Consider the following 18,416-nt stretch of genomic DNA (forward strand, 5'->3'; position numbering starts at 1 on the left):
CAGAACTGATTGTTCATCGGTGTGCGCTCAACATTGCGGACTCATCGGGTTGCCATCAGATTTCTGACCCGCTTTCATCATGTTTGCCAGATGGCCGGCCTGCGGCCGGTCGATCTTCGTATGCGGTGAATTGCGCGAGCACCGTATCGGCGTTGACCGCGGACTTGAAAGCCCTGGAGAACGCTCGTCGCTGCACTGCCTGCCGCACACACTTTTCAATCCCGTGGGTCCAGGCGCCCCGCCCAGGGGCGGAAGCGCCGACATCAAGAAGCACCGCGTGAAGCGGTGCCTGCTCGGTGAGAACCCAACGAATCAGATCATTTCTGGAGGTAGAGGTCCGACAGCCAATGCACGTGCGTTGCTGATGCAGCTTCATGCGAGCGCCGTCGCCACCTTCCCGTTGAAATGAACCAACTACCAGTCTAGCGCGTTTGCGCCCCGGTGTGCGCGTGAGTTTGGTATCACACACGTTCAGGGCGCACCGCGGCAGACCGCAAACTTATCCCAGCCAGTTCTAGTACTGGGGCTCCTTGCCGCCCGAAGCGGCCAGGATGTCGATGCGCCAGCCGGTCAGCTTGGCGGCCAGTCGGGCGTTCTGCCCTTCCTTGCCGATGGCCAGCGAAAGCTGGGAATCCGGAACCACCACGCGGGCGCGGCGTTCGGCTTCATCCAGGATCTCCACGGAGACCACCTTCGACGGCGACAGGGCGGCGGCGATGAACTTGGCCGGATCCTCGTTGTAGTCAACGATATCGATCTTCTCGTCGCTCAGCTCGTTCATCACGGCGCGCACGCGGGTGCCCATTTCGCCGATGCAGGCGCCCTTGGCGTTGACGCCCGGCTTGGTGGCGCGGACGGCGATCTTGGTGCGGTGCCCGGCTTCGCGGGCCAGTGCCTCGACCACGACGGTGCCGTCGGCGATCTCGGGAACTTCCATTTCGAACAGCAGGCGAACCAGGTTCGGGTGCGACCGCGACAAGGTCACGGCAGGGCCCTTGTTGCCGCGTTCCGCGGAGACCACGTAGGCGCGCAGGCGGTTGCCGTGCTGGTACTTCTCGCCCGGCACCTGCTCCACGGGAGGCAGCAGCGCTTCGACGGCGCCGATGTTGACCTGCACCATGTGCGAGGAGTAGCCCTGCTGGATGACACCGGAGATCAGGGTGCCCACGCGGGCGGCGTATTCGCCGACAACCTGGGCATCCTCTGCTTCGCGCAAGCGCTGCATGATGACCTGGCGCGCGGTCGACGCCGCGATGCGGCCGAAGCCGTGCGGGGTGTCGTCGAATTCGCCCAGCAGCACGCCGGCTGCGTCGCGGTCCTCAACGAGGATCGAGACGTGGCCGTTGCTGCGCTCGATGTGGGCACGGGCGCCGGGCATGGCGCCTTCGGTCTTGTTGTAGGCAAGCAGCAGCGCGGACTCGATGGTCGGGATCAGGACATCCATCGGGATATCGCGGTCTTTTTCCAGAATGCGTAGTGCGTCGAGATCAATATCCACGCCTAGCCCTCCAAATCTTCAGTGTCAATGGTGTCAAACAGCTCGTCGTCGAAGTTCAGCTCCGGATCGACCACGGCCTTGCGGATGTTTTCAAAGGAGTAGCTGACTGGATCAAGGATCTTGGTCTTCATGCCCTTTTTGGCAGGCTCCCGGTGTTCGGCAATAACGACCTCATCGTCGGAAACCTCGTTAATGCGTCCGCGAAGCTTGGTGCCGTCGGTCAGCGTGAGCTTGACCATGCGGTTCAGTGCGCGCACCCAGTGGCGTGGCGCGGTCAGCGGACGGGACAGGCCTGGCGAGCTGACTTCAAGTTCATAGGGGGATGCCGAGGCGTAGACGACGTCCTTGTCCAAGGCGTTTGAAATGGTGGTGGTGACTTCACCGAGCGCATCGAGATTCACCGACTCGCGGCCGTCGGCCTTGTCGACGATGACCTGGATGATCATCTGCTTGCCCGACGGGCGAAGAGAGACTTCTTCCAGAATTAATCCGTGGGATTCTACTTCCGGTTTCAACGCAGTACTCAGACGCTGCGCTTCCTGTTCGGTATCGGCCGGCATACCGGTCATGGATATCCTCCCACGCTATTCGATGTTGTCCGTTAAGCGTATCTCCCCGAACCCCGCTTGAGAACTCGTTGACCGGCTCAGGTGAAGGAACTCACGCCGGTCTTTTGCACCACGCCACGGAAGAATGGCCAAAGGCCGGGTCGCCGGCCCACTTCATGGGATGATCATTTCGCTATGACTGATCTATCGTCCCGCCCCGCAAAGCCCGTTCAGCCGCCGGCCAAACGCGCCCCCGGCTGGATCGCCCCGGTGCTGGTCGCTTCCATTGCCGGGGCCGCCACCTGGGGAATCGGCGTCACAGTGTTCCGCGGCGCGCTAGTCGACCGCGGCCTTCCGGATGCGGTCAGCGAGGCTTCGGCCGACCAACAGGCGCAGTGGGGGTACGGAGCCCAACTGGCCGACCTGGGAAGCCAGGCGGCCGCGATGGCTTCACTGGCCGAGAACGAGAAGATCGCCGCGGCGCTTGCCGATCTGGGCACGTCGCTCTCGCAGGGCGCAGCCCTGCTGGGCGAGCTGCATTTCGACGACCAGCCTCCGGCCGACGCGCCGGAGAGCTACTCCCCCGAAAAACTGGCCGCCTTGGCGTCATCGGTCGCGACCTTGAGTTCGAGCATTCCCGAGTTCGCTGATCCCGATCTCCAGCGTGGCGAGACCTTGGCGCGAATAGCGTTCCAGATCAACTTCGATGCCCGGGACGCCTTGAAGCTGGTGGACAAGAAACAAGCGGCACAGCTGCCCCCGGCAATCAGCGCAGGCAAGGCGGACTCGCCGGAGGCCGCGCAAACCGTGGCATGCCTTGCTGACCACAGCTTGATCGAAGGCACGTCGTCGCCAGCAGACCAGGAACTCCTTGAACCCGTCGTGCTGGCCCGCGCCCTGGATCGCGGATACGCCTTGGACTACACCTTGCAGCTCAACGCGGCCAGGGGCGGCAACGCGACGGCGCAAGCAGCAGAAAAGCAGCGGACCGCCCTGAACTCACAGCTGCGCACCCTGCGTTCAGCCTTGCCCGAGGACTGCCCGGATCTCCGCCTGCCCGCCTACGAGCTCCCGGAGAACGGGCTGGACCGGCTGGAAAAGGTCGCCGCTGCGGCACAATCCGACTACTCGAATGCGCTGCTCGCGGCGGCGGGGAATATCACCAGGGACCAGCGATCCACCGTTGCCGGTGTCGTCAATAGCGCATTGGGCGCCCAGCAGTCGCAGTCCGAGGCGGAGCGCATCCTGCGCTCGCGCGCCGAGTAGAGCGCTCGCTTCCAGGTCTCCGCCGCGCAACCGAACCGGCACCGTCCAATTCTCGAACCATTACCGAATTCCACACCACCACAGCAGTAAAAATAAATCCAGCATTCCGGCGGCAAGTTTATTCTTGCGGCCTCGTGCCCACCAAGTGAAATCTTCGCTTTCCGCCAAGTGAATTCCCTGGTTCATAAAAACTTCAAATCGGCACGACAGCTACCGTCCTGCCGTCCTCAGCTCTCGATAAAACCTACATCGACCAGTTCCTTTACGTACTTTCCGAAGATCGGCATCCTCGGAGAACCGGATCGCTCCCCGTTCGAACCGAATGATTCGACCTCGCAATTTTGCCCTATGAGAGTTAGGGTCTAATTATTAGAAGTTTTAAATTCGAGATTTTAAATCATCGAATCCGTCATTTTTCCGGAGAGGAATATTCCGCTTCGAGTGCCAGGCTTCAGCCAGTGCAGCCACTCGTTTTGCTCCCATCAGATAGAGGTAGAAAACCATGACAGGACGCATTGTCCGCTCGAAGATCGCAGAGCTCGCTGCGGAGACCATCGGGTCGCGCCACGGTCGAGAGGTATTGAAGGAGCATGGTTGGAGCGAGGGCATGCCCATCGTCATCGCCCAGCATGACGAGAAGCTCACCGATGTCATGGCCTTGACAGTAGTGCACCAACCGCCGGTGTTGATCGCGACGCTGGATCCGCAGTCCAACGACCTTTGCTTCACCTATGTCGTGATTGGATGCACCGATCTTGAAGTTGTCGCCCCACGCGACGCGAAGGACTCCATCTTGGACCTTTACCGCGAAGCGCAATCGACCCCATGCCTGACCTTCCGGGTCGCACCGCTGACACACAGCGCAATCGCCCACGCAATTCCTCCACTGCAGAAGTCTGCAGGAGTGAAGTACCCGGGGCTGCCCAGCGCCGTCGACGTCCGCCGCGCCTGAATTCGACTCCATCTTCGCCAGCCGCACTTCCGGTCCAGCTCCTTGCGGGCGGCCCGAAGCGGCTGGCGTTTCGTTTTCTAATCGCGTTCCCGCTGCCCGGATTCCTGCTCGACCTTGTCGACCGCGGCGATTTCGCTCACGATCCTGATCTGTTCGCCGTCGCGAATGTCCTGCTCCTTCTGTTGAGTCTGTTTTTGCAGTCCGGCGACATCGCGCGGCGGCAGCTGCAGGGAATGCTCGGCGCTGAGACCTGCCTGCAGTTCGCGACCGCGTTCGAGCTCCGCATCCAGCACCGCGCCAAAGAGCAGCGACAAGTTGGCGATCCAGATCCAGAGCAGAAGCACGATGACGCCACCGATCGCGCCGTAGGTCTTGTTGTAGTTCCCGAAGTTGGAGACATAGAAGAAGAAGCCGGACGTGGCCAGTGCCAGGACGATGAGTGCGACAAAGGCCCCGACACTGAGCACCCTGAACTTTGCGTGCTTGACGTTCGGAGTCCCGTAGTAGAGCACCGCGACCAGCATGACCGCGAAGACGGCCATCACCGGCCATTTGGCGATATTCCATACCAGCAGCGCCGATTCCCCGAGCCCGATGAAGTTGCCCAGTTTCTGGGCGATGGGACCGGACAGCACAAACAAGGCGCCCATGACCGCCGCGGCAACCAGCAGGAAAAGCGTCACCAGAAGCATCATCGGCTTGAGCTTGTAGAACGGACGGCCTTCATCCACCGAATAGATCTGGTTCATTGCCCGGCCGAACGCACCGACGTACCCGGAGGCACTCCAGATCGCGCCCAGGAGACCAGCGGCCAAAGCCAGCCCCGCCGCGGGTGTCGAGGTCAGCTGCTCGATGGGTTGGCGCAGCGTTTCTACCACCTGCGGGCTGGCGAATTCCTCCAGCAGCGACAGCATCGATTTAGTGGTGGTCTCCGCCTGCCCGACGACGCCCAGCAAGGAGACAACTGCCAGCAATGCCGGGAAAATCGAGAGCATGGTGTAGTAGGTCAGCGCCGCGGCCAGATCGGTGCATTTGTTCCTGGAGAACTCATGTAGGGAGCGTTTAACGACATATTTCCATGAATCCGCGCGCAGCCTTTGCGGCTTGTCCAGTTGCGTCTTGACCGCTGTTTCAAATTCCCCGTCAATGCCGGCAAGCCCGGTCATGCTGGTGCCCGGTTGCGCTTCCGTACCCAGTGGATTCGTCTGGTTGTTATCGGACATCTGCCCACCCCGAAGTCTGCGTGTTCTGTACGTACCCTTTCGGCCATTCAAACAGGGTTACCGCATCGGCTCAACATACTTTCCCCAATACGCAGCCTGAAACCAGCTTCCTTGCCCGGAGCGCTCTACGGCACAGACCTCCCCTGCGCCAGCTGGCCGACGGTGTCAAGGGCCTGAGGCAGACATACAGTGCACGGATGATGCACCCGGATAGCGAATGTGTCACGATTCTTCTAACGGCACTCGCTTGAGGAGAACACCATGCCAGAGACTTCCGGGGGCGCAACGTCGGGGAAAAATCGCCCCTTGCTTCCTGTTGCCCGTTCATATCCGGTCCATGTCGACGATTTGTTGCTGGTCGGCTGGGCTATCCGATCCGACGCAATCCTGGTCCAGGCTGGCGGCTTGGGCGAGTCCGTCCATGTTGATATCCACGGCAAGCATGTCGAACCCGCAACGATCCGCTACGTCGGCCGCGAGCTCAAGGGTTGGGAGCCTTGGACCCTGCTGCTCCTGGAAACGGGCACCCTGCATGTCGGGCACGACGCCTTCCCGCCAGGCTTCCAAGGTCTGGACCCCGACGACGACCTCAGGGAATCCCCCTGGTGCCGGCTGTTTCCATGGCTTCCGGGATGCTAAAGCGCCGGCACGTTGTGCGTGTAGTTGTCGGCCTGTTCGCCTTCGTATTTGACCTGTTCCTGTGGCAAGGAGCCGTCACCACGCCGGGCGGTGCGGTGCTGCCGGTGTGGCTGGTCCCCGCAGCGCTGATTAGCGCGTATGCGGTCCTGCTGATCCAGCGCAGGATCTGGATAGGGTTCAGCGTTTTCCTCCTCATCTCGCTGCTGGGTCTCGCGGTGGCCTCCATCGTTGGAATCGTCGGAACCTACATGGCGTTTTTCCTCATGGTCCGGCATTCGAGCACGCGAGTGGCTAATACGGCACTGGCGGGAATGATCCTGCCTGTTTTCGTGGCGACCTACAGCTCCGTGAGCTACGACGGCCGGTCCGAGGATCTGCTGGGTCTGATGGCGTGGAATATCGGCTTCTATGCCGCAGTTGCATTCCTCTGCTACTTCGCCGCCCGGACGCAGCGGAGAACCGAGCACCGGTTGCAAACCGAACGGCGGTGGGCTGACGCTGCGCTGGAGGAAGCCCGCGCCGGAGAGCGCCTGCGCATCAGCCGCGACCTGCATGACTCGGTAGCGCACTCCATGACCGCTGTGGTGCTACAGGTCGCCGGTGTGCGCGCAATCTTGAAGAAGGGCGCAGAGTTCGAGAAGGTCGACCCGGTGCTCGCCGACATCCAGGTGACCGCCGAGCAGAGCATGCGCGAGCTGCACCGACTGCTGGGCATGCTGCGCAGCGAGGAAGAATCCCAGGTCGGGCAGTCGCATTCCTTTGACGACATCCCCTCGCTGGTTTCGTCAGCGCAGGATTCCGGCCTCGATGTCGTGGTGACCTGCAACGGCGAAGCGCAAATGCTGGACCCCAGTATCAGCCATGCCGGCTACCGCGTTGTGCAGGAAGGCCTGTCCAATGCGATGAAGCACGGTGGCGAAGGCTGCCGGGTGGAAATCGCGACGCACTGGATGCCGACGGAACTGACGATCTCCGTGACGTCCATTTCCGGGGTCGCGAAAAGGCCTGCGGTATCCGGCGGTTTCGGGCTGCTCGGACTACGCGAGCGGGTCGGAGTCTCCGGTGGTTCGCTGAGCCACGGCCCAACCCCTAGCGGTTACCTGCTCAAGGCCTCGCTTCCGGTCGACAAGCCCGAAGATGCTTCCGCCTCCGACCAGCGAAGTACGCATACAGCAAAGACCCAGGAGGCGTCGTGATTCGAGTGGTGATTGTCGACGACCAGCCCCAGGTTCGAGCCGGGATCAGCATGATTCTCTCCGCGGAGGACGACATTGAAATCGTCGGACAGGCTGGATCCGGTGCCGAAGCCCTGGCGCTCGCCCAAGAGGTCGCTCCCGATGTGGTATTGATGGATGTGCGCATGCCGGGCATGGGCGGGGTCACCGCAACCAGCGAGCTCATCCGGCAGAACGGCAGTGACCCGGACCATCTGGTCCGGGTGCTGATCATGACAACGTTCGATGACGAGGACATCGTCGTCTCCTCGCTCCAGGCCGGCGCCAGCGGCTACCTGCTCAAGCACGCGTCCCCCACCGAAATTGCCGACGCGCTGCGCCGGGTAGCCGGCGGGGATACCTGGCTTGATGCCACCGCGGCCACGCGGCTGGTGGCCAAATTGCGCGAGCGCAGCGATGAGCAGATTGACATCCGCCAGGTGCTCACCCGCAGGGAGCAGGAAGTCCTGCGCCATGTTGCCGCCGGACGGTCAAACCAGCAGATTCTCGAGTCGCTGGTGCTCAGCGAGGCGACGGTGAAAACACATGTTGCCAGGATCCTGTTCAAGACCGGTGCCCGGGACCGCGCCGCGGTGGTCGCGTTGGCCTATCGCTCGGGTTTCGTCCGCCCGGACGACCCGCTGCCGGCCTGAACATACCGTCCTGGTATGACGTTTTACCTCGAATTCTAAGCGATGATTTAAGGGAAATGGATCTCTTCGGGCACCTTGGAGAGGCATTTTGAAATACGCGCAGGTTCTCGACCACGCGTAATAGAGATAAAGATTCCTAATCGGTTGAGCGGTCTTCACCGCAATCTGTTCGGCATGACGAACTTTGCGTCACTCAACGGAATCGATTGTGGTGTTCCTTGGGGGAGGATAACCACAAGCCCATTGTGTACCCGGGTCTTCGCCGGGCACGCAATGGGCATTATCCTTTTCCACGGCCCTGCCGCGGCCGCTCCGGGTCAGTTTCCCAAGACCAGATCGGAACCGAGCTTCAGGATCAGCGCGGCAACTACCACCACAAAAACAATGCGGATGAACTTGCTGCCCTTGGATATGGCCATGCGCGCGCCGAGATAGCCGCCGAGCATGTTCATCACGCCCATGGCCAGCCCCACGCCCAGCAGCACGTGGCCGGTGGGCAGGAACAAGGCCAGGGCGCCGAAGTTGGTAAGCAGGTTGACGATCTTCGCCTTCGCCGACGACTGCAGGAAATTGTACCCGAGGACCGTCACCATGGCGATGATCAAAAAGGACCCGGTGCCCGGGCCGATCATCCCGTCGTAACCGCCGATCACCAGGCCTATGAGCACCGCGCGCAGGTAGTGCTGCTTGCCGCTGTAGCGCAGGCGGGAAAGTTCACCGGCCCTGGGCTTGAGCATCGTGAACAGCAATACCGCCACCAGCGCGGCGATGATGATCGGCTTGATGGCGGCGGCCGGAAGCATCGTGGCCAGCGCCGCGCCGCCGAAGGCGCCGACCATCGCGGTCAGCGCCATGGGTATGGCGGTTTTCAGGTCTGGACTGGTCCGCCGGTAATAGGTCACGGCGCTGGTTGCGGTTCCGAAGATGGATGCCATCTTGTTCGTTGCCAGCGCCTGGACCGGGCTGATGCCGGGAAAGAGCAGCAGCGCGGGCAATTGGATCAATCCCCCGCCGCCAACCACCGCATCAATCCACCCGGCCCCGAACCCTGCCAACAGCAGCAGGAGCAGGGGCCACAGGGAGACTGGTTCGCCGTTGACGGACAGGAAATCGAGAACCTCTTGCACCGCGCTACTCTCCTATTCAATTGTCAGGGCTTCGCCGGCTGGCGTCCTAGGCGGACAGCTCGACCACCACGTCGCTCAGCTGCACATCGCGGCGTTCGCCGGTGGCGCGGTCCTTGACCTCGACCAGGCCGTCGGCCAGGCCGCGGCCGACGACCACGATGGTCGGCACACCGATCAGCTCGGCGTCGGAGAACTTCACGCCGGCCGAGACCTTCAGACGGTCATCGAAGATGACCTCCTTGCCGGCGGCTTCGAATTCCTTGGCCAGCTTGTCGCCGGCTTCCAGCAGCTCAGCGCTCTTGCCGGTGACCACGATGTGGATGTCGGCGGGGGCAATCTGCTTTGGCCAGGCCAGGCCGTTCTCGTCATGGTAGGCCTCGGCCAGCGCCGCCACCGCGCGGGTGACGCCGATGCCGTAGGAGCCCATGGTGACAACCTGCAGCTTGCCGTTCTGGTCCAGGACCTTCAGGTCCAGAGACTGCGCGTACTTGCGGCCGAGCTGGAAGATGTGGCCCATCTCGATGCCGCGCTCGGTGCGCAGCGGACCGGAGCCGTCCGGTGCCGGATCGCCTTCCAGCACGTTGACAGCTTCGATGGTGCCGTCGAAGGTGAAGTCGCGGCCGGCCACCAGGCCGAAGACGTGCTTGCCCTTCTCGTTGGCGCCGGTGATCCAGGTGGTTCCGGAGACCACGCGCGGGTCGACCAGGTAGGTGACGCCGTGCTCGGTTTCGCTGCCCAGCAGCTGCTGGTCCAGTCCCAGGGCGGGGCCCAGGTAGCCGGTGACAATCTCCGGGTGGCTCTTCAGGTCCTCGGCGGTGGCCTGCTCGACCTCGACCTCGCCGTTGATGCCCAGGGCCGCGCCGATGGTTGCTTCCAAGCGCTTCTCGTCGACCTGGCGGTCGCCGGGAACACCCAGCACGACCAGGTGGCGGTTGCCCTCGGGGTCGATGATCGCCAGCACGACGTTCTTCAGGGTGTCCTTGGCTTCCCAGGCGCGGTCGGTGCGCGGGCGCAGCTCGTTGGCGGCGGCGACCAGGGTGTCGATGGTCGGGGTATCCGGGGTGTCGAGCACCTCGAAAGCCGGGGCATCGGTGAAGTCGATGGCCTCCGGGACCACTGTGGTCACTGCCTCCACGTTGGCCGCGTAGCCGCCCGGCGAGCGCACGAAGGTGTCCTCGCCGATGGCGGTCGGGTGCAGGAATTCCTCGGACTTCGAGCCGCCCATGGCGCCTGCCTGGGCAAACACCGGGACAACTTCCAGGCCCAGGCGCTCGAAGATCTTCAGGTAGGCGCCGCGGTGGGCCATGTAGGCCTCGTCCAGGCCTTCGTCGTCGATGTTGAAGGAGTAGGAGTCCTTCATGATGAATTCGCGGCCGCGCAGCAGGCCTGCGCGGGGGCGCGCCTCGTCGCGGTACTTGTTCTGGATCTGGTACAGGTAGACCGGCAGGTCCTTGTACGAGTTGTACAGGTCCTTGACCAGCAGGGTGAACATTTCCTCGTGGGTCGGAGCCAGCAGGTAATCGGCGTCCTTGCGGTCCTTGAGGCGGAACAGGCCCTCGCCGTATTCGGTCCAGCGGCCGGTCTGCTCGTACGGCTCACGCGGCAGCAGCGCCGGGAAGTGGACTTCCTGGGCGCCGATGGCGTTCATCTCTTCACGGACGATGGCTTCCACACGTGCCAGGACCCGCAGACCCAGCGGGAGCCAGGTGTAGATGCCAGGTGCGGCGCGGCGGATGTAGCCGGCGCGAACCAAGAGTTTGTGGCTGGCAACCTCGGCGTCAACCGGATCTTCGCGCAGGGTGCGCAGGAACGTTGTGGAAAGCTTCAAAACCACGCGTGGTGTCCTTTTCCGTATGACGGCAGACCCATAGATGAGCAGCTGCCGCCGTGCTAGGCAAAATCTGTTGTGAGCTGCCGTCGTGGCAACCACCTCCAATCCTACCGGGTTCGGCTCTTCGCCCGGGCACTGCGGTTCCGGCGCCGACACACGATGCACCGGGCACAGGCTCCTAGCCCACGTGCACCCAGGGCCGGCGCTGCAGGTCCGGTTCCGCTTCGCGCAGGACCTCGCGGGTCAGCGGCGCGATTTCGCCCTGCCCCAGGAGCAGGAAGCGGGCCAGGTTGCTCAGCGGGTTGCCCTCGGTCCAGCGAAAGTAGATGTGCGGCATGACCTCGTAGTCGTCCCTGATCGCCAGGCAGATCGCGGCGATCGCGGTGGGCACCGACGGCGCGGTCGCCTCCAGGATCCAGAAGCCATGCCGCGTGATGCCGCGGACCTCGATATCCTCGGCGAAGTCTGAGTAGTCCGAGACCTTGACCTCCAGGAAGACCACCGGGGCCTTGTCCGAGATGTGGCTTGCCAGCACCGCATGGTGCAGTTTGCGGCGGTAGCGTGCCTTGGTGGTGTTGGCCGGCTCGTGGGCAATCAGCTGCACGATCCCCCGCCGCGCTGATTCGGAAATCAGGTGTTCCGCGACCGCGTCGAAGCGCACCGAGGTGGCGCGCAGCTCGGTCGACCGGCGGAAGCGCGAGGACAGCGACACCAGCAGCACCGCGCCGATGAAGAACGCCGCGATCTTCAGGCCCTCGGGCCTCTCAAAGCAGTTAACCACCGTGGTGTAGAGGAAGACCAGCGAGACGAATACGTAGAGGATTGTTTTTCCGCGCTCGCGCCGCCGCCGGGCGGAGATCGTCACCGCGATGGCGGCCGAGCTCATCAGCACCAGCACGCCTGTGGCGTAGGCCGCGCCCTGGGCATTGACGTCTGCCTCGAAATGCCAGGTGATGGCCAGCGCCACCAGGATGACCACAACCACCAGCGGGCGCAAAGCACGGGCCCATTCGGGCGCCATGCCGAACCGCGGCAGATAGCGCGGGATCAGGTTCAGCAGCCCGGCGATGGCCGAGGCGCCGGCAAACCAGAGGATCAGGATAGTGGAGACGTCGTAGACGGTGCCGAAGCCGTCCCCCATCAGCCGGTGCGCCAGCCAGGACAGGGCGCGGCCGTTGGCGGTTCCGCCTTCCTGGAATTCCGGGGCGGGGATCAGCACCGTGGTGGCCACCGAGGACAGCACCAGAAAGCTGCTCATGATCAAGGCGGCGGTGGTCAGCAGCTTGCGGGCGCCGCGGATGCGGCTGGAGGGATTTGCGGCCGATTCACCAGGTTTCAGGTTGATCTGTGGCATGACGGCCACACCCGTTTCGAATCCGGACAGGCCCAGGGCAAGTTTCGGGAACACGATGAGGCAAACCAGCAGCATCATCACTGGATTGCCGTGCGCGGCCAGCAAGGAGTCCATCCAATTGCCCAGGACGACCGGGTGCGCGGCGATATTGGTGAATGAGACGGCGATGACCACCAAGTTCAAGGTCAAGAAGGTGCCGACAAGCGTCACCGCGATCCAGGTGACCTCGTTGAATCCGCGCATGAACAAGGCTCCGAGCAGGAGCAGCAGGATCACCGTCAAGGGGATCTGCTTGCCAGTGAACCATGCGGGGGTGAAGGGGTTCTCGATGAGGTGGGCGGACGCGTCCGCCGCGGAAAGAGTCGCGGTGATCATGAAGTCGGTGGCCGCGAATCCCAGCAGGATCAACACCAATAGCTTGCCTTTCCAGTGCGGCAGCAGGCGTTCGAGCATGGCGATGGATCCTTGCCCGTGCGGCGATTCCGCGGCGACGCGGCGGTATACCGGCAAGGCCGCTCCCAGCGTGACGGCAATCAGGATCAGTGTGGCGAATGGGGCCAAAGCCCCGGCGGCCAGGGCGGCGATGGCGGGCTGGTATCCCAGGGTGGAGAAGTAATCCAGGCCCGAGAGGCACATGACCTGCCACCATTTTCCGGCGTGCTTCTTGTCATCGCCGGGGTCTTCGTGGCCCACGGATTGGTCATTCAACCACCGGTAGAGGCGGCGGCGGGCCGAGTCCGAATTCGAAGACTGAGAGACGTTCAGCGTCCCAATATTCGTATTCACGAATGAGAACTGTACGCCTGTATCGTCCCCGCGTCACTGGTTTTCACAAAAGAAATCAGGGGATTTTCCCGGGCCTCGAAATCCACAAAAACGGGGGCCGGAACAGGTTATCCCCGAAATTCCGGCCCCCGCTTCCGGGTGCTTTCGCGTGGCTACTTGGCCACTGCCTTGACCTCAGCGACGGCCTTGTTCAGCTCGTCGGTGAGCTTCTTGAGCATGTCGGCCTCGGACTTTGAACCGGTTCCGGTCATGGCCACCGAGACCGCGTTGTTTCCGACCAGTCCCTGCATCTGGTAGCTGCCGCCGGGCACCTCGGTGCCGTTCATCTTCATGGCGCTGCTGGTGGCGTAGGTCAGGTCGGCATCCGAGGAAGCGTCCAGGATCTTCGCGCTGGCTTCGACTTCCTGGCCGGATACCGCCATGCTGAATGAATCGCAGCCCTGCAGGTCCTTGTTCTTGGCCTGTTCAGTGATCTTGTCCAGCTTCGCGGTGTCCTCATACCCTGCCACGCTGTAGCTGGTCGAGGCCATAGTGGCTTCATCCATCAGCACGGCAACAGCCATGTTGATGCCTTCGATGTCCCATGAACCCTGCTGGCTGACGAACTCCGCGCACTTCTCCGGCTTGATTTCCATCTGCTCGATCAGCTTCTTGGCCTGCGGCAGCGAAGCGGCGATAGTGTCGCCGTCCATGATCTGGGCGCCGCTGGAATCTCCGGCGAGTTTGGTGACGATGGCAGTGGCTTGCTCGGTGCTCAGCGCTGCGGTCGCAGGGGCCGACTGCTCCTGGGCGGCTCCGGCGTCCGCGGATCCCTCAGTGGTGTCGCTGCCCGAGCCGCCGCAGCCGGAAAGCGCCAGTGCGCCAGCGAGCGGAAGCAGCAGGAATGAACGCTTCTTCATGATGTTTTGTCCTCCCAGTTGGTGGTGATGGACACAACTCTATTTCACAACCAACTAGAAATAAAACATTTTTACCGCTTAGTTGAGCGTTTCTATTTCAGCGAAGGCCTTGTTAATCAATTCGACAGCTTCTGCAGACATCGTTGCCGACTCGGCGAGCCCGGTCTGGAAAGTGACGATGACGAAGTTGTTGCCCTTCAATGCCTGCACAACTACTGAACTCATTTTTTGCCCACCTCCGACGTCCATCTGGGTGGACATCGTCAGCGACTGGTCGGCGTCGACCTTCAAGAGCAGGATCTGCCGATCGGCGCTCAGCTTTTCGCCGCTTTGTTCCACTGTCACTTTTTCGCAGCCGGAAATGTCATCCAGCGTAAGCGCATCGGAAATTTTCTTGCGTGTCGCTTCATCCGTAATGGAGAAGACCTGGACCACCTTGCCCAGGCTTTCAGCCGTGACGCTTCCGGTGGCGGAGACCGACGCGGTCAGGTCGGTGACGGTGTATTTTTCCATCTGCTTGGCGCATTTTTCCGGGGTGATTCCGGAGGTCGAGCCCATGCCCTTGGCCATTTGAAGCTGCTGTTGCATGGTCTCGTTTCCGACGACCGTCAGCGAGGGATCCTCCCCCAACAGGGTCCTGACCACCGTTTCAACCTGCCCTGCATCCAGGTTCCCGTCCTGCGACTGGGTCTGGGACTGCTCTGGTTCCGGCTGCGTCTGGCCTGCGGATGAACAACCGGTCAAGGCAAGCGCTGCGGCCAGGGGAAGGAACCAGAGGAACCGATGTGACATGAAGTATTTTCCTTATGTTTTGGTGTCGGGGACGGATTTCAGCTCTGCGTCAGTTCAGCTGCTCGATGAGCTTGTCTACGGTTTCGGCAGCGGCTGCCAGATGTTCCGGCATCGTGGCCCCGTTGGTATCCTGCTGGACGCCCAGCAGGATATTCGCGGTGGCGGCGCGGACTACCAGCTGCTGGGAGGTCTTCTTGCCGTCGCTGCCGGTGACAACGTACCCCTCGGTGAGTTTCGCTGTGCTCTGGACCGATTGCTTGGCCAGATGGAAGGCGCGGGATTCGCCATCGACCTTGACCGAGTAACGAGAGCAGTCCGCGCTGGCGGCCGCCTGCGCGTCCCACTGGGATTTGAGGGTTTCGGAATCAGGGTACACGGCGACGGTGATCAGCCGGTCCCCCGCTTCGACGGCGCCCATCACTGAATTCTGCAGCTGCTCGGCGATGGGGGCGGCGAAGGTGATTCCGCATTTGCTGGGGTTCACCTCCACGTCTTCAAGCCATTGCTGCGCCTTGGGAATCATCGAGCGCAGCTGGGCGTCGGTGATCACCGTGGCCCCCGGCTGGTCGCCGGCGAACTGGTTGAGCGCCTCTTCCAGCTGCTGGGCGTTGCGTTCAATGGCAGGGCCCAGTGAATCATTGGTGTCCGACGGCGCCGGGGCGCTGCAGGAGGCCATCACGAGCGCGACGACGGCCAGGGATGCCGCCCGCAGAATTTGTGGTCGATGCGCCAGCACTTCACTTCCCGTCGTTTACAGAGACTGCAATCGAGTCTATGGGATGGACCGGGGCAAGTGCGGGATGCCGGATGCCGGCCCCGTTCCCGGTTCGGCCTAGAACAAGACCGTTGCGAAGGTTCCAACCTGGGTGAAACCGACCTTCAGGTAGGTGCGTACCGCCGCCTCGTTGAAGTCGTTGACGTACAGGCTGACGATCGGCGCTTGCTGAAGGGCATAGTCAACAGTCGATGCCATATACCCAGCGGCCAGCGAGTGGCCCCGGTACATCGGGTTGATCCAGACGCCTTGGATCTGCGCGACCTGTTCGGTGACGGTTCCCAGGTCGGCCTTGAAAACGATGTGCCCCATCTCGTCCGTGTCAATCAGGGTGTGGCCCTGGCGGATGAGTTGGCGAACGCGGCCCCGGTAGAAGCTGCCGCCGTTTTCCAGCGGCGAATACCCGAGTTCCTCTTCGAACATGGCTGCGCTGGCAGGCAGGACCTTGTCGAACTCCGCGGGCTGGGCCACGCGCAGACGACGGCGCTGGATGCCTTCGGGGTTGGTGTGGATCTCCATCAGCGGCTGGTTGCGGCGCACGTCGAATATCGGCTGCGGCCCGTCCTGAAGCACCTCGTGCATGGCAAGCACGGTGGATGCCGGACCGAAGATGGAGGCGAAGCGCTGGCGCGTGGCCAGCGCCATCAGCGCGTATTCGTGGGCGTGATCGTCCGGCATGGCGGTGGGCGCCATGTTGGCGCCCACCCAGCATGCGGACAGCAGGCCTTCTTCACCGTCGACCCCCAGCACGTGGGCGAACCCGTCCGGCACTGCCGAGCGGTGCAATTCCACTTGGGACCTGGTGAAGATGTTGGCCACGGGGTCACGGTCGAGCAGCTCGATGAGGGCCGCAGTGTCCCTGCGGCCCAAGATGCGCGGTTGTCCCTCGTCGACTCGTCGGCCAGATCTAGCTGACGGAGACCACTGGAGAACCCGCGGCAGGATTCTCGTCATCGCCCAAGTCCATTTCCTCGGCCAAGCGGTTGGCTTCTGCAATCAGGGTTTCCACGATCTGGTCCTCGGGCACGGTCTTGATGACCTCGCCCTTGACGAAGATCTGGCCCTTGCCGTTGCCGGAGGCTACGCCAAGGTCTGCATCGCGGGCTTCGCCCGGACCATTGACGACGCAGCCCATCACGGCCACGCGCAGCGGAACAGTCATGCCTTCAAGCCCGGCGGTCACTTCGTCGGCCAGGGTGTAGACGTCGACCTGGGCGCGGCCGCACGACGGGCAGGAAACGATTTCCAGCTTGCGCGGGCGCAGGTTCAGGGATTCGAGGATCTGGTTGCCGACCTTGACTTCCTCGACCGGCGGGGCCGAGAGCGAGACGCGGATGGTGTCGCCGATGCCCTTGGACAGCAGCGCACCGAAAGCCGTCGCGGACTTGATGGTGCCCTGGAAGGCTGGTCCGGCCTCGGTGACGCCCAGGTGCAGCGGCCAGTCGCCGCTTTCTGCCAGCAGTTCGTAGGCGCGGACCATGACCACCGGGTCGTTGTGCTTGACCGAGATCTTGAAGTCGTGGAATCCATGCTCCTCGAACAGCGAGGCTTCCCAGATGGCGGATTCGACCAGTGCCTCCGGGGTTGCCTTGCCGTACTTGGCCAGCAGGCGGCGATCCAGCGAGCCGGCGTTGACGCCGATGCGGATCGAGGTGCCGTGGTCCTTGGCGGCCTGGGCGATCTCCTTGACCTGGTCGTCGAACTGTCGGATGTTGCCCGGGTTCACGCGCACGGCGCCGCACCCGGCCTCGATGGCCGCGTAGACGTACTTCGGCTGGAAGTGGATGTCGGCGATCACCGGGATCTGCGACTTCATCGCAATGATCTTCAGCGCTTCGGCGTCCTTGTCCGTCGGGCAGGCGACACGCACGATATCGCAGCCCGAAGCGGTCAGCTCTGCAATCTGCTGCAAGGTGGCGTTGATGTCGTGGGTCTTGGTGGTGGTCATCGACTGAACCGAAATCGGCGAGTCAGACCCCACGCCAACCGACCCGACTTGAATCTGGCGGGTCTTACGACGTGGAGCGAGAACCGGCGGTGGGGCTGCCGGCATGCCTAGGCTGACCGAAGTCAATGGATGCCTCCGAATGGATTGTGGGTAATACTCTCTACCCAAGTATGTCACCGACTCGTTCAAAGCGGTGGTCTATGCGAGAAAGGCCACGGAAGAACCGTGGCCTTTCTACTTGTTTGCCGCGCGGGAATCCGCTGCGGCGGGGCAGAAACCTAGTTGGCTTCGGCGACGGCCTTGACGCTGTTCAGCACGCCGGCGACCTGCTCGACGACCTCGGCGTCGTCCTTCGGGTTCAGCTCGGCGAAGCGGACCACCGAGTTCGGGATGGCCATCTTGACGTCTTCCAAGACCTTGGCTCCGGCGATGCCCAGGGCCTTGCGAGCTTCGTCCTGTGCCCACACGCCGCCGTACTGCCCAAAGGCGGTGCCCACGACCACTGATGGCATGTCCTTGACGGCGCCGGCGCCGAACGGACGGGACAGCCAGTCGATGGCGTTCTTCAGGACGGCCGGCATGGTGCCGTTGTACTCGGGGGTGACCAGCATCAGCGCGTCGGCTGCGGTGGCTGCATCGCGCAGTGCCTGCGCCGCGGCGGGGACGCTGCCTGCCACGTCCTTGTCCTCGTTGTAGAAGGGGATGTTCTCCAGTCCTGCGAACAGCTCGACCTCGACGCCTTCCGGGGCGTTGACGACGGTGGCTTCGGCCAACTGCTGATTGGTCGAGCCGCTGCGCAGGGAACCTACGAGAGTGAGGACTTTGGTTGCCATGGGCAATACTCCTAAAGAAGGGGAAAGTTAGAAAGCTGACGCTTCATCTACATTCAACCCGGAGGCAACCCGGATCCA

The 18,416-nt window shown here is 62.7% G+C and carries 18 protein-coding genes; 5 read left to right on the top strand and 13 right to left on the bottom strand.

Annotation, left to right across the window (positions count from 1 at the left end):
* Positions 1-55: 55 nt before the first annotated feature.
* The 3 genes from DFO58_RS06220 to DFO58_RS06230 form a co-directional block, all read right to left on the bottom strand.
* Positions 56-376, bottom strand: coding sequence for a YlxR family protein (locus tag DFO58_RS06220; RefSeq protein ID WP_082124096.1), 321 nt, complete (start codon positions 374-376; stop codon positions 56-58).
* Between the two features lie 138 nt (positions 377-514).
* Positions 515-1,498 carry a transcription termination factor NusA gene (gene nusA, locus DFO58_RS06225; protein WP_047121075.1) on the bottom strand — a complete coding sequence of 328 codons (984 nt, stop codon included), beginning with the start codon at positions 1,496-1,498 and terminating at the stop codon, positions 515-517.
* Positions 1,499-1,500: 2 nt separating this feature from the next.
* On the bottom strand, positions 1,501-2,067 hold the full coding sequence (locus DFO58_RS06230) for a hypothetical protein (RefSeq protein ID WP_082344667.1): 567 nt from the start codon (positions 2,065-2,067) through the stop codon (positions 1,501-1,503).
* 174 nt (positions 2,068-2,241) lie between these two features.
* On the opposite strand from DFO58_RS06230, the gene DFO58_RS06235 reads away from it, so the two are divergent.
* Positions 2,242-3,312, top strand: coding sequence for a hypothetical protein (locus DFO58_RS06235; protein WP_147407198.1), 1,071 nt, complete (start codon positions 2,242-2,244; stop codon positions 3,310-3,312).
* Positions 3,313-3,814: 502 nt separating this feature from the next.
* Positions 3,815-4,264: a hypothetical protein gene (locus DFO58_RS06240; protein ID WP_082124095.1), complete on the top strand. Its 450-nt coding sequence runs from the start codon at positions 3,815-3,817 to the stop codon at positions 4,262-4,264.
* A 77-nt stretch (positions 4,265-4,341) separates the two neighbouring features.
* Here the strand turns inward: DFO58_RS06240 and DFO58_RS06245 are convergent, their stop codons facing one another.
* Positions 4,342-5,487, bottom strand: a complete 1,146-nt coding sequence (locus DFO58_RS06245; RefSeq protein ID WP_286163501.1) for a YihY/virulence factor BrkB family protein — start codon at positions 5,485-5,487, stop codon at positions 4,342-4,344.
* A gap of 306 nt (positions 5,488-5,793) precedes the next feature.
* Here DFO58_RS06245 and DFO58_RS18155 point away from each other — a divergent pair, with 306 nt between their 5' ends.
* The 3 genes from DFO58_RS18155 to DFO58_RS06260 are packed head-to-tail and all read left to right on the top strand — an operon-like array spanning position 5,794 to position 7,993.
* Positions 5,794-6,126, top strand: a complete 333-nt coding sequence (locus DFO58_RS18155; RefSeq protein WP_147407199.1) for a hypothetical protein — start codon at positions 5,794-5,796, stop codon at positions 6,124-6,126.
* Positions 6,120-7,322: a histidine kinase gene (locus DFO58_RS06255; protein ID WP_183043118.1), complete on the top strand. Its 1,203-nt coding sequence runs from the start codon at positions 6,120-6,122 to the stop codon at positions 7,320-7,322. Before DFO58_RS18155 ends, DFO58_RS06255 begins: the two co-directional genes overlap by 7 nt.
* A complete protein-coding gene (locus DFO58_RS06260; RefSeq protein ID WP_120989726.1) occupies positions 7,319-7,993 on the top strand; it encodes a response regulator transcription factor in 675 nt (224 codons plus the stop codon). The genes DFO58_RS06255 and DFO58_RS06260 overlap by 4 nt, the downstream gene beginning before the upstream one ends.
* Before the next feature lie 317 nt (positions 7,994-8,310).
* Here DFO58_RS06260 and DFO58_RS06265 read toward each other — a convergent pair whose 3' ends face one another.
* The 9 genes from DFO58_RS06265 to DFO58_RS06305 all read right to left on the bottom strand — a co-directional run bounded on the left by DFO58_RS06265 (position 8,311) and on the right by DFO58_RS06305 (position 18,338).
* Positions 8,311-9,120: a TSUP family transporter gene (locus DFO58_RS06265; protein ID WP_082124093.1), complete on the bottom strand. Its 810-nt coding sequence runs from the start codon at positions 9,118-9,120 to the stop codon at positions 8,311-8,313.
* A 46-nt stretch (positions 9,121-9,166) separates the two neighbouring features.
* Positions 9,167-10,954: a proline--tRNA ligase gene (locus tag DFO58_RS06270; RefSeq protein WP_120989728.1), complete on the bottom strand. Its 1,788-nt coding sequence runs from the start codon at positions 10,952-10,954 to the stop codon at positions 9,167-9,169.
* A 175-nt stretch (positions 10,955-11,129) separates the two neighbouring features.
* Positions 11,130-12,941 carry an amino acid transporter gene (locus DFO58_RS06275; protein WP_120990191.1) on the bottom strand — a complete coding sequence of 604 codons (1,812 nt, stop codon included), beginning with the start codon at positions 12,939-12,941 and terminating at the stop codon, positions 11,130-11,132.
* A gap of 302 nt (positions 12,942-13,243) precedes the next feature.
* Positions 13,244-13,990 carry a hypothetical protein gene (locus tag DFO58_RS06280; protein ID WP_053797633.1) on the bottom strand — a complete coding sequence of 249 codons (747 nt, stop codon included), beginning with the start codon at positions 13,988-13,990 and terminating at the stop codon, positions 13,244-13,246.
* A 78-nt stretch (positions 13,991-14,068) separates the two neighbouring features.
* Entirely contained in the window at positions 14,069-14,782 is a 714-nt protein-coding gene (locus DFO58_RS06285; RefSeq protein WP_120989730.1) for a hypothetical protein, read from the bottom strand.
* A 49-nt stretch (positions 14,783-14,831) separates the two neighbouring features.
* Positions 14,832-15,518: a hypothetical protein gene (locus DFO58_RS06290; protein ID WP_113606674.1), complete on the bottom strand. Its 687-nt coding sequence runs from the start codon at positions 15,516-15,518 to the stop codon at positions 14,832-14,834.
* A 96-nt stretch (positions 15,519-15,614) separates the two neighbouring features.
* Positions 15,615-16,427, bottom strand: a complete 813-nt coding sequence (locus DFO58_RS06295) for a DUF4081 domain-containing GNAT family N-acetyltransferase (RefSeq protein ID WP_120989732.1) — start codon at positions 16,425-16,427, stop codon at positions 15,615-15,617.
* A gap of 37 nt (positions 16,428-16,464) precedes the next feature.
* Positions 16,465-17,631: a flavodoxin-dependent (E)-4-hydroxy-3-methylbut-2-enyl-diphosphate synthase gene (gene ispG / locus DFO58_RS06300; RefSeq protein ID WP_047121062.1), complete on the bottom strand. Its 1,167-nt coding sequence runs from the start codon at positions 17,629-17,631 to the stop codon at positions 16,465-16,467.
* A gap of 152 nt (positions 17,632-17,783) precedes the next feature.
* Positions 17,784-18,338 (bottom strand): NAD(P)H-dependent oxidoreductase, encoded by a 555-nt coding sequence (locus tag DFO58_RS06305; protein WP_047121061.1) that lies wholly within the window; start codon positions 18,336-18,338, stop codon positions 17,784-17,786.
* Positions 18,339-18,416 lie beyond the last annotated feature (78 nt).

The sequence above is a fragment of the Arthrobacter sp. AG1021 genome (assembly GCF_003633665.1).
Taxonomy (GTDB): domain Bacteria; phylum Actinomycetota; class Actinomycetes; order Actinomycetales; family Micrococcaceae; genus Glutamicibacter; species Glutamicibacter soli.

Coding starts and splice junctions, on each gene's coding strand:
- DFO58_RS06280 (WP_053797633.1), bottom strand. CDS start 13,990: ATGAAGAAGCGTTCATTCCTGCTGCTTCCGCTCGCTGGCGCACTGGCG.
- DFO58_RS06235 (WP_147407198.1), top strand. CDS start 2,242: ATGACTGATCTATCGTCCCGCCCCGCAAAGCCCGTTCAGCCGCCGGCC.
- DFO58_RS06230 (WP_082344667.1), bottom strand. CDS start 2,067: ATGACCGGTATGCCGGCCGATACCGAACAGGAAGCGCAGCGTCTGAGT.
- DFO58_RS06255 (WP_183043118.1), top strand. CDS start 6,120: ATGCTAAAGCGCCGGCACGTTGTGCGTGTAGTTGTCGGCCTGTTCGCC.
- DFO58_RS06285 (WP_120989730.1), bottom strand. CDS start 14,782: ATGTCACATCGGTTCCTCTGGTTCCTTCCCCTGGCCGCAGCGCTTGCC.
- DFO58_RS06245 (WP_286163501.1), bottom strand. CDS start 5,487: ATGTCCGATAACAACCAGACGAATCCACTGGGTACGGAAGCGCAACCG.
- DFO58_RS06275 (WP_120990191.1), bottom strand. CDS start 12,941: ATGTGCCTCTCGGGCCTGGATTACTTCTCCACCCTGGGATACCAGCCC.
- DFO58_RS06305 (WP_047121061.1), bottom strand. CDS start 18,338: ATGGCAACCAAAGTCCTCACTCTCGTAGGTTCCCTGCGCAGCGGCTCG.
- DFO58_RS06220 (WP_082124096.1), bottom strand. CDS start 376: ATGAAGCTGCATCAGCAACGCACGTGCATTGGCTGTCGGACCTCTACC.
- DFO58_RS06240 (WP_082124095.1), top strand. CDS start 3,815: ATGACAGGACGCATTGTCCGCTCGAAGATCGCAGAGCTCGCTGCGGAG.